This is a genomic window from Ramlibacter agri, assembly GCF_012927085.1.
Classification (GTDB): Bacteria; Pseudomonadota; Gammaproteobacteria; order Burkholderiales; family Burkholderiaceae_C; genus Ramlibacter; species Ramlibacter agri.
Genome location: NZ_JABBFX010000003.1, coordinates 358545 through 373867, shown reverse-complemented (window position 1 = coordinate 373867; position 15323 = coordinate 358545). Strand labels below are relative to the sequence as shown.

General features: G+C 68.1%; 11 protein-coding genes. 2 read left to right on the top strand and 9 right to left on the bottom strand.

Annotated elements, in window-relative coordinates:
• Positions 1-22: 22 nt before the first annotated feature.
• On the bottom strand, positions 23-1063 hold the full coding sequence (locus HHL11_RS26395) for a histone deacetylase family protein (protein WP_169421594.1): 1041 nt from the start codon (positions 1061-1063) through the stop codon (positions 23-25).
• Between the two features lie 122 nt (positions 1064-1185).
• Between HHL11_RS26395 and HHL11_RS26390 the strand changes: the two genes are divergently transcribed.
• Entirely contained in the window at positions 1186-1746 is a 561-nt protein-coding gene (locus HHL11_RS26390; protein ID WP_169421593.1) for an outer membrane beta-barrel protein, read from the top strand.
• A 9-nt stretch (positions 1747-1755) separates the two neighbouring features.
• On the opposite strand, the gene HHL11_RS26385 is transcribed toward HHL11_RS26390, so the two are convergent.
• Together HHL11_RS26385 and uvrA are read right to left on the bottom strand one after the other, a co-directional pair.
• Entirely contained in the window at positions 1756-3069 is a 1314-nt protein-coding gene (locus tag HHL11_RS26385; RefSeq protein WP_169421592.1) for a S1C family serine protease, read from the bottom strand.
• Positions 3070-3121: 52 nt separating this feature from the next.
• Entirely contained in the window at positions 3122-8833 is a 5712-nt protein-coding gene (uvrA, locus tag HHL11_RS26380) for an excinuclease ABC subunit UvrA (RefSeq protein ID WP_169421591.1), read from the bottom strand.
• A 163-nt stretch (positions 8834-8996) separates the two neighbouring features.
• Between uvrA and HHL11_RS26375 the strand changes: the two genes are divergently transcribed.
• Positions 8997-10100 carry an ABC transporter substrate-binding protein gene (locus HHL11_RS26375; protein WP_169421590.1) on the top strand — a complete coding sequence of 368 codons (1104 nt, stop codon included), beginning with the start codon at positions 8997-8999 and terminating at the stop codon, positions 10098-10100.
• A gap of 46 nt (positions 10101-10146) precedes the next feature.
• On the opposite strand, the gene HHL11_RS26370 is transcribed toward HHL11_RS26375, so the two are convergent.
• The 6 genes from HHL11_RS26370 to HHL11_RS26345 all read right to left on the bottom strand — a co-directional run bounded on the left by HHL11_RS26370 (position 10147) and on the right by HHL11_RS26345 (position 15308).
• Positions 10147-11823 (bottom strand): MFS transporter, encoded by a 1677-nt coding sequence (locus HHL11_RS26370; protein WP_169421589.1) that lies wholly within the window; start codon positions 11821-11823, stop codon positions 10147-10149.
• 125 nt (positions 11824-11948) lie between these two features.
• Positions 11949-12578: a 2-hydroxychromene-2-carboxylate isomerase gene (locus tag HHL11_RS26365; RefSeq protein WP_169421588.1), complete on the bottom strand. Its 630-nt coding sequence runs from the start codon at positions 12576-12578 to the stop codon at positions 11949-11951.
• The gene (locus tag HHL11_RS26360; protein WP_169422289.1) at positions 12575-12784 is read right to left on the bottom strand and encodes a DUF1289 domain-containing protein; all 210 of its coding nucleotides are present in this window, start codon (positions 12782-12784) and stop codon (positions 12575-12577) included. The genes HHL11_RS26365 and HHL11_RS26360 overlap by 4 nt, the downstream gene beginning before the upstream one ends.
• A 76-nt stretch (positions 12785-12860) precedes the next feature.
• Positions 12861-13364, bottom strand: coding sequence for a YbaK/EbsC family protein (locus HHL11_RS26355; protein ID WP_169421587.1), 504 nt, complete (start codon positions 13362-13364; stop codon positions 12861-12863).
• A gap of 110 nt (positions 13365-13474) precedes the next feature.
• On the bottom strand, positions 13475-14383 hold the full coding sequence (locus HHL11_RS26350) for a hydroxymethylglutaryl-CoA lyase (RefSeq protein WP_169421586.1): 909 nt from the start codon (positions 14381-14383) through the stop codon (positions 13475-13477).
• Positions 14384-14387: 4 nt separating this feature from the next.
• Positions 14388-15308, bottom strand: coding sequence for a 2-hydroxyacid dehydrogenase (locus HHL11_RS26345; RefSeq protein ID WP_169421585.1), 921 nt, complete (start codon positions 15306-15308; stop codon positions 14388-14390).
• Positions 15309-15323 lie beyond the last annotated feature (15 nt).

The window sequence follows — 15323 nt, the reverse complement described above, 5'->3', positions numbered from 1 at the left end:
CCGACATTGCAAATGGGATGCGTTATTCCTGCACGAAACCGGCCAGCACGTTCACGACGTTGCGCCCGACTTCCGCAACGGCGTAGCCGCCCTCCAGCACGAACAGCGTCGGCAGCCCCGCGGCTGCGATGTCGGCGCCGACACGAAGGTAGTCGTCGCTCGCGAGCCGGAAGCCCGAGATCGGATCGGCCTCGAAGGTGTCGACGCCCAGCGAGACCACCAGCGCCTGCGCGCCATGGGCCGCGATGGCCTGCAGCGCCACGCGCAATGCGTCACGCCAGCGCGCGAAGTCCGTGCCCTTGGGCAGCGGCAGGTTGAGGTTGCAGCCCAGGCCGGCGCCCTCCCCGCGTTCGTCGGCGTAGCCCAGGTAGTACGGGTACTCGGTGTGCGGATCGCCATGCACGCTGGCGAAGAACACGTCTTCGCGCTCGTAGAAGATGGCCTGCGTGCCGTTGCCGTGGTGGTAGTCGACATCGAGCACGGCCACGCGCTCCATGCCGCCGTCGCGCAAGACCTGCGCCGCGATGGCCGCGTTGTTCAGGAAGCAATAGCCGCCGAAGAAGTCGGGTCCCGCGTGATGGCCCGGCGGCCGGGTCAGCACGAACGCGCTGCGCTCGCCGGCCAGCAAGGCCGCGGCGCCAGCAGCTGCGCAAGCCGCGCCCTGGCGCGCCGCTTCCCAGGTGCCCGCCGTCAGCGGCGAGCCGGCATCGAAGGAGAACAGTCCCAGCCGCGCCGGGAAGCTGGCAGGCAGCACGTCGCTGCGGAAGGTGCGGATGGGCCAGTACGAAGGCAGCGCGTCGCGCTGCGCGTTGTCCGGGTCCAGGGCGACCCATTCGTCCCACGCGCCGGTGAGGAAGTCCAGGTAGCGCGCGGCGTGCACACGCTCCAGCGTTGCACGCTCGATCGGCGGCGCGGACTGGACCGTGCCGAAGCTGCGGTCCCGCAGTTCCTGCAGCACATAGTCCGCACGCGCTGGCACTTCGAAGCAAGGCACCAGTTCGCCGCGGAACATTTCGTGACGACCGTGGTGCAGGGGATGCCGATCGTTGAGGAAGACCTTCATGCGCGCATCGTAGCCGGTGGACCTTTCGTCCAATGGCGTCGCCGGTGCCCGGTGCCGACACTCGAACCGACTCCGTGCCCGGAGTCATCCAGAACGAACTCCTTCCTTTCACGGGGACTGAAATGAAACGAAGCGCTCTCGCGGCCGCGGCCGCGTTTCTCCTGCTGGGCGGCAGCGCTGCCCAGGCCCAGATGGCGATGCCGCCCGGCCTCTACGGTGAATTCGGGTACACCTGGATGCGAGTGCAAGCGCTGGGCCAGACTGCCCAGCCGGCCACGCTGCGCGCTTTGCTCGGGTACGACTTCCATCCGTACTTCGCGGCCGAGGCGTTCATCTCGGGCGGCATCAGCGACGACGAGACCAACGTCACCGTCAACGGTGTTTCCGGGCGCGTCAACGTGAAACCGAAGGCCATGTATGGCATCTTCCTGAAACCCAAGTACCGGATCCAGCAGGCCGAGGTCTTCGGCCGGCTGGGCTGGGCGCATACCGCCGTCGACGTCGACTCGCGCACCGCCGGCATCGCCAGCACCACGCAACGGGACAACGACTTCGCCTGGGGCTTCGGCGGCAACTACTACTTCACGCCCAACTGGTACGCCGGCATCGACTGGATGCGCTACTCGCAGCAGAGCAGCCACCACGTGGATGGCTTGACCCTCGCTGTCGGCTACCACTGGTAGCCCGGCAACTCAGTTCAGCTCGATGCCCAACTTGGCGAGGGCATCGCCGATCGGGATGAAGAAATTCATCCCGGCCATGCCGCGCGCTCCGAGCCCGGCGACGGTGATGCCCAGCACGTTGCCCTGGGCGTCGAGCAGCGGGCCGCCGCTGTTGCCGGGCAGGATGGCCACGTCGCTCTGCAGGTAACGCTTGTTTTCCATGGTCCGGTAGGCGCTGAGGATGCCGCGCGTGAGCGTGCTGTTGAAGCGGTCGCCCAGCGGCGAACCCAGCGCGTAGACGTCGTCCCCCACGTTCGCTTCGCTGCTGCGCACCGGCATCGGCGCGATGCCGGCGGGTTCGGTGCGGATCAGCGCGACGTCGCGCTCGCGATCGACCCGCACGACCTCGCCCAGGATCTCGCGGCCGGTCGGCAGCTTCACCTTCACGAACTTCGAGTCGCCCACCACGTGCTGGTTGGTCAGCAGGTGCCCGCTGGTGCTGATGAAGAAGCCGCTGCCGCTGCCCGTGTTCGTGACGATGGTCGCCACCGCCGCACGCAGCAGCGTCAGGTTGCCTTGCAGTTGGGCCGTGGCGGCCTTGCTGCCGGCGAGATGCAGCACGCCTTCGGCCGACGGCGTGGCGGCCGCGGCAACCGGCACCTGCGCCGCCACCGGCATGTTGGCCACGGCGTCGCGGAAGCCCGGCTCCGCCAGCAGGTTGCGCGAAGCGCCCTCGAAGGCGCGCAGGAAGAAGGAGCTGAGCGACGCCGTTTCGCCGCCCGCGTTCTGGTAGCTGCCCTCGGTGGTGGCCTCGAAGATGACCTTCTGTTCGTCGGGCGCGAACACCTGCCAGAAGATGCGCAGGTACACGCCGCCCTGCGCGCTGCCGCCACCGCGCACGCAGAAATTGGCGGCGACGTCCTTCACCAGCGCGCCCACCTGCAGCTGGGTGGCGGCGCGCTTCTGCAGCGCCTCCTTGTCGGCGGCGGTCGGGAACAGCGTGTCCGAAGCTGAGGGCGCCATCGGGTAGCCCGCCTTCTCCAGCTCGCCGCGGAAGGTCTTGCCCAGCCCGGGCGTGATGGTCTGGAACAGCCGGTCCGTCCAGGTGATGTCACCCTTCTTGCCGCAGAACAGGCCGTCATGGAGCTCGCCGATGTGCGTGGGCGGCGAAGTGAAGCGCGCCTTCGCCGTCTTGAGGACGAGGGACCGAGCTTCCTGGCCGGCCGGGAAGGGCAGCGCTTCCTTCACCGGCACGTCCTGCACCCGGGGCACGTCGGCCCGGGCAGGGGCCCACGCCGCGGCCGCCAGGATCGCGATCCCTGCCCACACTCCGATTGCTCGCATGGCTACTCCCTCCTGCCTCGGTCCACGGCTCCCCGACTTATAGCCTACCGGCTCAGGTGCGCGCCAGTACCGGCGCCAGCGCGACGCCGGTATGCGTCCCCTTCGCCACAACTTCCTCCGGCGGCGCGGCCGCGACGACGTGGCCGCCGCCACTGCCGCCCTCGGGGCCCAGGTCGATGATCCAGTCGGCCTCGGCGATGACGTCGAGGTCGTGCTCGATCACGACGACGCTGTGGCCGCCGTCCACCAGCCGGTGCAGCACGCGAATGAGCTTCTCCACATCGGCCATGTGCAGGCCCACGGTCGGCTCGTCCAGCACGTACAGCGTGTGCGGCGCCTTCTGGCCGCGCCGCGTGACGTCGTCGCGCACCTTGGACAGCTCGGTCACCAGCTTGATGCGCTGCGCCTCGCCGCCTGACAGCGTGGGCGAGGGCTGGCCCAAGGTGAGGTAACCCAGGCCCACGTCGCGCAGCAGCTGCAGCGGGTGGCTGATGTTGGGCATGGAGGCGAAGAACTCCACCGCCTCGTCCACCTCCATCTGCAGCACGTCGCCGATGCTCTTGCCGCGCCAGGTGACGGCCAGCGTCTCCGGATTGAAGCGCGCGCCACGGCAGGTCTCGCACGGCACCTTCACGTCCGGCAGGAAGCTCATGGCGATGGTGCGCACGCCCTGGCCTTCGCAGGTGGGGCAGCGGCCTTCGCCGGTGTTGAAGGAGAAGCGGCCCGGCCCGTAGCCGCGGGCGCGCGCCTCCAGCGTGTCGGCGAACAGCTTGCGGATGGTGTCCCAGAAGCCGATGTAGGTGGCCGGGCAGGAACGCGGCGTCTTGCCGATGGGCGTCTGGTCCACTTCCAGCACGCGATCGACCGACTGGTAGCCATCGAGCGACTTCGCGCCCACCCACTTCGGGCGCTTGCCCGCCGTGTCGGCATCGCGGCCCGCCTTGGTGGAACGCTGGTGCACCGCCGCCTGCACGTTGGCCAGCAGCACGTCGCGCGCGAGCGTCGACTTGCCGGAGCCGGACACCCCGGTCACCACCACCAGGCGCTTGAGAGGCACGTCGATGTCGACATTGTCCAGGTTGTGCAGGTTGGCGCCGCGCAGCTTCAGCCCATCGTCGTTGGGGCCACGGCGCGGCTTCAGCGGATGCTTCATCGCGTGCAGCAGGTAGCGGCCGGTCAGCGACTCTTCGCTCTGCGTCACTTCCGCCGCCGTGCCCTGCGCGACCACGCGGCCACCGCGCTTGCCGGCGCTGGGCCCGATGTCGATGATGTGGTCGGCGCGGCGGATCGTGTCCTCGTCGTGCTCCACCACCACCAGCGTGTTGCCCTTGTCGCCCAGCTTGTGCAGCGCGTCCAGCAGGATCTGGTTGTCGCGCGCGTGCAGGCCGATGGTCGGCTCGTCCAGCACGTAGCAGACGCCCTGCAGGTTGGAGCCCAGCTGCGCCGCCAGCCGGATGCGCTGCGCCTCGCCGCCCGAAAGCGTCGGTGCGCCGCGATCCAGCGTCAGGTAGCCCAGGCCCACTTCCTCCAGGAACTGCAGGCGCGAATGGATCTCGGGGATCAGGTCGCGGGCGATGCCCTGCTCGCGCGCGCTCAGCACGCCGCGCACGCCGAGGCTTTCGACCCAGCGCCGCACGTCCAGCACCGACAGCGCGGCGACGTCGGAGATGGCCGTCTTGTCGAACTGCACGTTGCGCGCCTGCGGATTCAGGCGCGTGCCCTGGCAACCGGGACAGACCTCGTCGCTAACCTCTTCGAGCTCGGGCTCGGCGAAGGTCTGCTCGCGGCCCTTGTCGTCGCCGGCGAACAGCGTGTCGTCCAGCGCCTTGCGCTGCTCGCGCGTCAGCTTGACGCCGGTGCCCACGCAGTCGGGACACCAGCCGTGCTTGCTGTTGTACGAGAACAGGCGCGGGTCCAGCTCGGGGTAGCTGGTGGCGCAGACCGGGCAGGCGCGCAGGGTGGAGAACACCTCGATCTTGCCGATGGCGTCGTGCTTGCCGATGCCGTCGAGGAAAGCGGCCTTCAGGCCGTCCAGCGGCGCCAGCACGTGCAGCACGCCCTTGCCGTGTTCCAGCGCCAGCTCGATCTTGTCGCGCAGCAGCGCTTCGTTCTCGGGCGTGATGTCCAGGTCGCACACCGGCAGTTCGATGGTGTGTTCCTTGAAGCGGTCGATGCGAGGGAAGCTGGTGGTGGGCAGGAAGTTGCCGTCCACGCGCAGGTGGGTGTAGCCGCGCGGCCGCGCCCAATCCGCGAGTTCCGTGTACACGCCCTTGCGGTTCACCACCAGCGGCGCCAGCAGGCCGATGTGCTGGCCGCGGTAGCGCTTCATGACCTGCGCCACGATGGAGTCCACCGTCTGCGGCTTCACCTCGGCGCCTTCGTGCACGCAATGCTGCACGCCCAGCTTGACGTACAGCAGGCGCAGGAAGTGCCACACCTCGGTGGTCGTGCCCACCGTCGATTTGCGGCCGCCGCGCGACAGGCGCTGCTCGATGGCCACCGTCGGAGGAATGCCATAGACGGCGTCCACCTCGGGCCGGCCGGCCGGCTGCACGATGGAGCGCGCATACGCGTTCAGCGACTCCAGGTAGCGGCGCTGGCCTTCGTTGAACAGGATGTCGAAGGCCAGCGTGGACTTGCCGGAACCGGAGACGCCGGTGATCACGCTGAACTTGCCGTGCGGGATGTCGACGCTGAGCGACTTGAGGTTGTGCTCCTTGGCGTTGACGATCTGGATGGCGTTGGGGCGCTGCGCCAGGTAAGCGCCCTCTTCCGCCTTCTGCGGCAACTTCTCCGACACACCCAGGGTGCCGTCGTACTCGCGCAGCGCCTGCGCGGTGTGCGAGGTGGGATGCAGCTTTACTTCCTCCGGCGGGCCTTCGGCCACGACCAGGCCGCCGCCGTCGCCGCCTTCCGGGCCCAGGTCGATCAGCCAGTCGGCCGCCCGGATCACGTCGAGGTTGTGCTCGATCACGATCAGCGAGTTGCCGCCTTCCAAAAGCTTCCGCAGCGCGCGCATCAGCTTGGCGATGTCGTCGAAATGCAGGCCGGTGGTCGGCTCGTCGAACAGGAACAACGTGCCCTTGGTGGCCGTGCCCTGGCGGCTGGCGGTCGACGACTTGGCCGCGCCGGCCAGGAAGCCCGCCAGCTTCAGGCGCTGCGACTCGCCGCCCGACAAGGTCGGCACCGGCTGGCCCAGCTTCACGTACTCGAGGCCGACGTCGACGATCGGTTGCAGCGCGCGGATGACGTCGCGGTCATTGGCAAACAGCGAAGCGGCTTCACTGACCGTCAGCTCCAGCACGTCGGCCACGTTCAGCCGGCGCGGCTCCTTGCCGCCCACCGGCGTGCGCTCGATGTGCACTTCGAGGATCTCGGGGCGGTAACGCTTGCCGTCGCAGTCCGGGCAGCGCAGGTACACGTCCGACAGGAACTGCATCTCCACGTGCTCGTAGCCGGAGCCGCCGCAGGTGGGGCAGCGGCCGTCACCGGAGTTGACGGAGAACTTGGCCGCGGTGTAGCCGCGCTGCTTGCTCACCGGGCAGGTGGCGAAGATCTCGCGGATCGAATCCCAGGCGCCGACGTAGCTGACCGGGTTGGAACGCGCCGTCTTGCCGATGGGCGACTGGTCGACGAACACGACGTCCGAGAGGTGGTCGGCGCCGAGCAGGCGGTCGTGCGCGCCCGGCGTTTCGGTCGCGCGGCCGAAGTGGCGCAGCAGCGCCGGCGCCAGGATGTCCTGGATCAGCGAGGACTTGCCGGAGCCCGAGACGCCGGTCACGCAGACCATGCGCTGCAGCGGGAACTCCACAGCCACGTCCTGCAGGTTGTGCTCGCGCGCGCCTTCCAGGACCAGGCGCGGCGTGTTCTCGGTGACGGCGCGCTTGAAGCCCATGCCCACGTGCTTGCGCGCGCCCAGGTAGGCGCCGGTCAGCGTGTCGGCATCGCGCAGGTCATTGGTCGTGCCGTCGAACACGATGCTGCCGCCGCGCTCGCCGGGGCCCGGGCCCATGTCGATGATGCGGTCGGCCGCCACCATGACGGCGGGGTCGTGCTCCACCACCACCAGCGTGTTGCCGGCGTCGCGCAGGCGGTGCATCGCCTGCGTAATTCTTCCCATGTCGCGCGGGTGCAGGCCGATGCTCGGCTCGTCCAGCACGAACAGCGTGTTCACCAGCGAGGTGCCCAGCGCAGTCGTCAGGTTGATGCGCTGCACTTCGCCGCCCGAGAGCGTGCGGCTCTGGCGGTCCAGCGTGAGGTAACCGATGCCGACGTCAACGAGGTACTTGAGGCGGGTCGTGATTTCCTCGAACAACAGCTTCAGCGCCTGCAGTTCACCGGTGCCGGCATGCGCTTCGGCTTCCGGCTCGATGCGGTCGAAGAACTGGCGCAGCCGCGAGATCGGCATCAGCATCAGGTCGTGCACGGTCAGGCCGGGCAGCGCCTCCAGTTGCTCACGCGACCACTGCACGCCACGCGGCAGGAAGCGCTTCGATGGTTCCAGCACCGCATCGGCGTCAAACTTGCTGCCCAGGCGCCACAGCAGCGCATCGGTCTTCAGGCGGGCGCCGCCGCAGGTTTCGCAGGGCGTGTAGCTGCGGTACTTGGACAAGAGCACGCGGATGTGCATCTTGTAGGACTTGCTTTCGAGGTACTCGAAGAAGCGCTTGACCCCGTACCACTGCTTGTTCCAGTTGCCGTCCTTGTAGTTGGGCGCGCCCTGGATCACCCAGTTCTTCTGCTCCTGGGTCAGCTTGGCCCAGGGCGTGTCGCGCGGGACGCCGGCACTTTCGGCGTGCCGCATCATGTCGTCCTGGCACTCGGCCCAGGCCGGCGTCTGGAAGGTCTTCACCGCGCCGGCGCGCAGCGTGAGCTTGTCGTTGGGGATGACCAGGCCGTAGTCGACGCCGATCACGCGGCCGAAGCCGCGGCACACCTCGCAGGCGCCGACCGGCGAGTTGAAGGAGAACATCGACGGCACCGGGTCGCCGTAACGGATGTCGCTGTCCGGGCAATGCAGGCCGGTGGAGAAGCGCCAGACCTCTTTCTCTTCCTCATTGCCGGCGTAGACGTTCAGCCGGCCGCTGCCACGCTTGAGGCCCACTTCGATGGCCTCGATGGCGCGCGCCTTCTCGGTGTTCTGGATCCTGAAGCGGTCGGCCACCACGTCCAGCACCTTGCGTGGGCCAGTGGGCGTGCCGACTTCGCGTTCGGCCTGCACGCGGGTGAAGCCGCTGGCGGACAGCCATTGCTCCACTTCTTCCGGCGTCGTGCCGGCGGGCAGTTCCACCGGGAAGGTGACGACCAGCCGCGGGTCGCCTTCCTTCGTGCGCGCCATCAGCTGCTCGTAGATGGTCTCGGGCGTGTCGTGGCGCACCTGCAACGCCGTCTGTCGGTCGAACAGCTGCGCGGCCCGTGCAAACAAAAGTTTAAGGTGATCGTTCAGCTCCGTCATCGTGCCGACCGTGGAGCGCGAGGACCGCACCGGGTTGGTCTGGTCGATGGCGATGGCCGGCGGCACGCCTTCCACGCGGTCCACCGCGGGCTTGTCCATGCGGTCCAGGAACTGGCGCGCATAGGCGGAGAAGGTCTCCACGTAGCGCCGCTGGCCTTCCGCATAGAGGGTGTCGAACACCAGGCTGGACTTGCCGGAGCCGGATGGGCCCGTCACCACCGTCAGTTCGCCGGTGCGCAGGTCGACGTCGAGGTTCTTGAGGTTGTGTTGTCTGGCACCGCGGATGCGGATGGTTCCCTGGTCGGACATGGAGGGCTTCTTGGAATGAGGCCCAACATTCTAGGGAGGACCCCCAGGCCCGGCCGCCGTGGGGTCTTGGCCCGTTCGTCCGCGAAAAATTACTTGCTTACGGCCAACCCGGTAGCCAAAAAGCATGCCCATCCATACACTCGCCCCCAAACGGAGGGGACCCATGAAAGCATGGATGGTTGCGGCGTGCGCCGCCTTCACGTTCGCGCCTGCCTGGGCGCAGATCCTCATCGGCCAGACGGCCGGATTCAGCGGAGTGGCCGAAGCCGGGGTGAAGGAGACCTCGAACGGCGCGAAGCTGTGGATCGACCACGTCAACGCCAAGGGCGGCGTGAACGGGCAGAAGATCGAAATCATCGCCCTCGACGACGCCTTCGATCCCAAGAAGGCGGTCGCCAACGCCAAGGTGCTGATCGAAGAGAAGAACGTCGTCGCGCTGTTCCTCAATCGCGGCACGCCCCACACCGAAGGCGTGATGCCGCTGCTGGAGAAATACGGCGTGCCGCTGGTGGCGCCCTCCACCGGCGCCATGTCGCTGCACCAGCCGGTGAACAAGTGGATCTTCAACGTGCGCGCCACCTACCAGCGCGAGGCCGAGAAGGCGGTGGAGTACCTGAGCACGGTCGGCATCACGCGCATCGCCGTGCTGCATACCGACGACTCGTTCGGGGCGGACGGCCTCGAGGGCGCGAAGAAGGGCTTCACCAAGGCGAAGCTGGAGCCGACGATCATCATCAAGACCGACCGCAACAAGCCGGACTTCGCGCAGATCATTCCCGCCGTGACCAGGACCGACCCGCAGGCCCTGGTGTGGATAGCCTCCGGCAACGCGGTGGCCGACGGCGTGAAGGCGCTGCGCAAGGCGGGTTCGGCAGCGCAGGTGGTCACGCTGTCGAACAACGCCTCGGGCGGCTTCATCAAGAGCCTGGGCGACAGTTCGCGCGGGGTGATCGTCACGCAGGTGTTCCCTTATGAGCGCTCGATCGCCTACCCGATGGTGAAGGAAGCGCGCGACCTGGCCCGGGCCAAGGGCAGCGACGACATCTCGCCGGCCATGCTGGAAGGCTACGCCGCGGCCAAGGTGCTGGTGGAAGCGCTGCGCCGCTGCAGCCCGCCGGTCACGCGCGAGAAGCTGCAGAAGGCGTTGGAGAGCATGCAGCACTTCGACCTGGGCGGGCTGGAAGTGAGCTACAGCCCGACGGACCACACGGGGCTGGACTTCGCGGATTTGTCGATCATCGGCGTGGAAGGGAAGTTCCGGCGGTAAGAAAAGAGGGCGGCCATCGGCCGCCCTTGCTTGATCTACGCCGCGCTCAGTCGTGCGCGTAGATATCCACGTCCTTCGTCTCCTTCACGAACAGCGTGCCGATCACGAAGGTCACGCCAGCGATGACGATGGGGTACCAGAGGCCGTTGTACATGTTGCCGGTCTGCGCCACGATGGCGAAGGCCGTGGTGGGGAGCAGGCCGCCGAACCAGCCGTTGCCGATGTGGTACGGCAGGCTCATCGACGTGTAGCGGATGCGCGTGGGGAACAGCTCCACCAGCATCGCGGCGATCGGGCCATAGACCATGGTCACCAGGATCACCAGGTAGGCCAGGATGACGACCATCCGCACCTTGTTCATCTTGGCCGGGTCGGCCTTCGTCGGATAGCCGGCGGCCTTCAGCGAGTCGGCCACGGTCTTCTTGAATTCGCCGTCCTTCTTCTTCGCTTCGTCGGCGGGCAGGCCCTTGCTCGCGTAGCTGGGGATCACCGTGTCGCCGATCTTGATGCTGGCCACGGTGCCGGCCGGCGCGGCTTCGTTCTCGTAGCTCACCGAGCCGGCGGCCAGCAGCTGCTTGGCCACGTCGCAGGAGCTGGTGAACTTGGCGGTGCCGACCGGGTTGAACTGGAACGAGCACTCGTTGGGGTCGGCCACGACGACCACCTTGTTCTTGGCCTGCGCGGCGGCGAGGTCGGGGTTGGCCGCTTCGGTGAGCGCCTTGAACACCGGGAAGTAGGTGACCACGGCCAGCAGGCAGCCGGCCATGATGATCGGCTTGCGGCCGATGCGGTCGGACAGCGCGCCGAAGATGAGGAAGAAGGGCGTGCCGATGGCCAGCGCCGCGGCGATCATCAGGTTGGCGGTGACGGCGTCCACCTTCAGCTGCTGCGTCAGGAAGAACAGCGAATAGAACTGGCCCGTGTACCAGACCACGGCCTGGCCGGCGGTCAGGCCCACCAGCGCCAGGATGACGATCTTCAGGTTCTTCCACTGGCCGAAGGATTCGGCGAGCGGCGCCTTGGACGTCTTGCCCTCGGCCTTCATGCGCTGGAACGCCGGCGATTCGCTCAGCGTCATGCGGATCCACACGGACACCGCCAGCAGCACGATGGAGACCAGGAAGGGAACGCGCCAGCCCCAGGTGTCGAAGTCCGCGCCCAGGAACTCGCGGCAGGCCAGGATGACCAGCAGCGACAGGAACAGGCCCAGCGTGGCGGTGGTCTGGATCCACGCCGTGTAGGCGCCGCGCTTGCCGTGCGGCGCGTGCTCGGCGACGTAGGTCGCGGCACCGCCGTACTCGCCTCCGAGGGCCAGGCCCTGCAGCAGGCGCAGCGCGATCAGGATCACCGGCGCGGCCACGCCGATGCTGGCGTAGCCGGGCAGGATGCCGACGATGAAGGTCGACAGGCCCATGATCAGGATGGTCACCAGGAAGGTGTACTTGCGGCCGATCATGTCGCCCAGGCGGCCGAACACGATGGCGCCGAAGGGCCGCACGATGAAGCCGGCGGCAAAGGCCAGCAGCGCGAAGATGAAGCCGGAGCTGGGGTCGAGGCCCGAGAAGAACTGCTTGCCGATGATCGCGGCCAGCGAGCCGTACAGGTAGAAGTCGTACCACTCGAAAACCGTGCCGAGCGACGAGGCGAAGATGACCTTCTTCTCCTCCGGCGTCATCGGCCGGGCGGCGCTTCCGGCGGCGGCGGTTGCACTGGCAGTTGCCATGCTTGTCTCCATGGGTGTGTGTGGAGACTGGATTCGACGCCCCGGCTCTGACCCGCCACTGACGCGAATCCAACGCACGCTTACGGATTCAGGTCAAACCCGAAGCCGCGCTTTCACGATGTGAGTTAGCGACTCCGGGTGATCCCGGAGGGCAGCGCCGCGGCCGCTTCCCAGTGGCCTTGCGTGAACCACGGGTCGCCTTCGAGATAGGCACGCAAAGGCACCAGCGCATCGAAGCCCCAGAACAATTTGCCATCGACCTCGCAGGTCGGCACGCCGAACAGGCCGCGCGCGATGGCGGCCTCGGTGCCGGCCTTCAGTTCTGCCTTCACTTCATCGCTGGCAGGGTCGCGCTTGGGATGCAGCTGTTCCTGCAGGGCCTGCAGGCGCGCCGCGTCGTCGGCCGCTGCGCCACCGCGCCACGCGTGGCGGAAGATCGTCTCGCAAACGTAGCGGTTGGCGCCGCACGCAACGGCCAGCCGCAGCAGCGCGAGCGGATTGAAAGGGTGCCGCTGCGGCAGTTGCATGGGGATGCCGTGCTGGTGCGCGAGCCACAGCACCTGGCGGTAAGTCCAGTCGCGCTTGGGCGCGATCTCCGCCGGCCCGAGCTGGCCATGGTGCTTGAGGAAGCCCGCGAACAGCACCGGCTGGTAGTCGACCTCGTAGCTCAGGCCTTTCAGCGCCTCGGGCAGCTTCTCGAACGCCAGGTAGGCGTAGGGCGAGATGAAGTCCAGGTAGAAGGTGATGTGCTTCATTCTTCCGGTCCCACCCTTTCCGCGAGGCGCCGCCACACGGCGCGCTTGTCCTCGTCGCCCATCCGGCTCCAGCCCGCGATCTCGTCCAGCGTGCGCCAGCAGCCTTCGCACAGGCCCGAGGCCGCGTCCATGCGGCACACCGAGATGCAGGGCGACAGCACCGGGCCCTCGTCTGCCTCCACTTCCGCCGCCCGGTCGCGGATCATCTGCCGCGCGCCGAGGCTCACAGGAAACCTCCGTGCTGCGCACTGCGATATTCGCCCTTGGGGCGGCCCGGCGGGCTCATGCTGCCGGCGCCTGCACGACGTCCGCCACCGGCGCGCCGGTGAGCTGCTCCAGGTCCTGCGGGCGCAGCTTGAACACGCCGTGCGGGTGGCCGGCCGCGGCCCAGATCTCCTCGAAGCGGAAAAGCTCGCGGTCGATCAGCGTCACCGGGGCCTGCGCATGGCCGACGGGCGACACGCCGCCGATCGAGAAGCCGGTCTTGGCCTTGACGAATTCAGCGTCGGCGCGGCCGGTCTTGCCGACGATGGCATCGACCTTCTTCTCGTCGACGCGCCGGTCGCCCGAGGCGATGACCAGCACCGCGACGTCGTCACTCTTGCGCCGGAAGATGATACTCTTGGCGATCTGGCCCACCTGGATGCCCAGCGCATCAGCCGCCTGCTGCGCCGTGCGCGCGGCGTCGTCCAGCATCACCGGCGAATGGGGATGGCCCTTGTCCTGCAGCACGCGCGCGACGCGCTGCACGCCTTCGGGCAATGAATGCAATTCAGATCCGCACATAGTTCCTCGTCATCCCCACGAAGGCGGGGATCCAGTGCTTTCAAAACCGCGCACCCCGCGCGGCCCAAGGCGGACGCCCCGGGTTCCCGCCTTCGCGGGAATGACGAATGTTAGCCCGCACGCCTGGTCAGGATCGCCTGCGCCGCCCGCGACACCGGCTTGCGGCCCAGGAAGTCGCTCACGTACTTGCCGGCGTCGATCAGCTTGTCGAGGTCGATGCCGGTATCGATTCCCATGCCGTGCAGCATGTAGACCACGTCCTCGGTCGCCACGTTGCCGGTCGCGCCCTTCGCGTACGGGCAGCCACCCAGGCCGGCGACGGATGCGTCGTATTGCCAGACGCCCAGTTCCAGGCAGGCCAGCGTGTTGGGCAGCGCCTGGCCGTAGGTGTCGTGGAAGTGGCCGGAGATGTCGTCCAGCGCGTAGTGCTTCAGCGCCGCTTCCATCGCGGCCTGCACCTTGCGCGGCGTGCCGACGCCGATGGTGTCGGCCACGCCGCAGTGCTGCACGCCGATCTCCTTCATCAGCCGCGCGACCAGCTCCACCGACTCCGGCTTCACCTCGCCCTGGTAGGGACAGCCGACGGCGGTGGAGATCGCGCCGCGCACGTAGATGCCCTTGGCGCGCGCGGCTTCCACCACCGGCGCGAAGCGCTCGATGCTCTCGGCGATGGAGCAATTGATGTTGCGCTGGCTGAAGGCCTCGCTGGCCGCGCCGAACACCACGACCTCGTCGGGCTTCGAGGGGAACGCGGCTTCCAGCCCCTTCATGTTCGGCACCAGCACCGAGTAGCGCACGCCGGGCTTGCGCTGGATGCCCGCCATCACCTCGGTGGCGTCGGCCATCTGCGGCACCCACTTGGGCGACACGAAGCTGGTGACCTCGATCTCCTTCAGGCCGGCGTCCTGCAGCATGTGCACGAGCTGGATCTTGACCTCGGCCGGGACCGGCTGCTTCTCGTTCTGCAGGCCGTCGCGCGGACCGACGTCGACGAGCTTGACCTTGGCGGGGTAACGCATGGCTTCAGTATCCTTTCTTCCGGTCGACCACGCCGGCAATGGGTTCTCCGCGCTCGAAGGCGCGCAGCTTGCGCGCGATCTGGGCGATGCTTTCGTCGCGCAGCGTGCGCGCGGAGGTGTGCGGCGTCACCGTCACTTTCGGGTGGCGCCAGAAGGGGTGGTCCGCGGGCAGCGGCTCGGTGCGGAACACGTCGAGCGCGGCGCCTGCGAGGTGGCCGCTGTCCAGGAGCGCGAGCAGGTCCTCGTCGACGAGGTGCGCACCGCGCGCCACGTTCACCACGTAGCCGCCCGGCAGCAGCCGCGACAGGTTGGCGCGGTTCATGATGTCGCGCGTGTCGTCCGTCAGCGGCAGCAGGCAGACCAGCACGCGCGTGCCGGCCAGGAAATCCTGGAAGCCCTGCTCGCCGTGGAAGCACTGCACGCCCGGCACGTCTTTGGTCGCGCGGCTCCAGCCCCGCACCGGGAACTCGAAGGCCGCGAGCGCCTGCGCCACGCGCTGGCCCAGAACGCCGAGGCCCATCACGCCGACCGGATAGTCGCTGCGCAGGCGCGGCTTGCGGAAGCCCCACTTGCCCTGCTCTTCGTCGCGCTCGTAGCCATCGAATTCGCGGAAGTGGCGGATCACCGCATGGCAGACGAACTCGGCCATCTGCACGGACATGCCCGCGTCGTCCAGCCGCACGAGCGTGGCCTGCGGCGGCAGCTGCAGCTTGAGCAGCGCATCGACACCGGCGCCGGTATTGAACACGCCCTTCAGCCGCGGCTGCGCGTCGAAGAAAGCCTGCGGCGGCGCCCACACGACGGCATGGTCGGCCTCGGGCGCGTCGGGGCGCCATTCGAACACTTCCGCTTCGGGCAGGGCCGCGGCGAGGCCTTCGATCCAGGGGGCGACCTTCTGGTCGGTACAGCAGACGGCGATGCGCATGGTCCCTATTGTGCG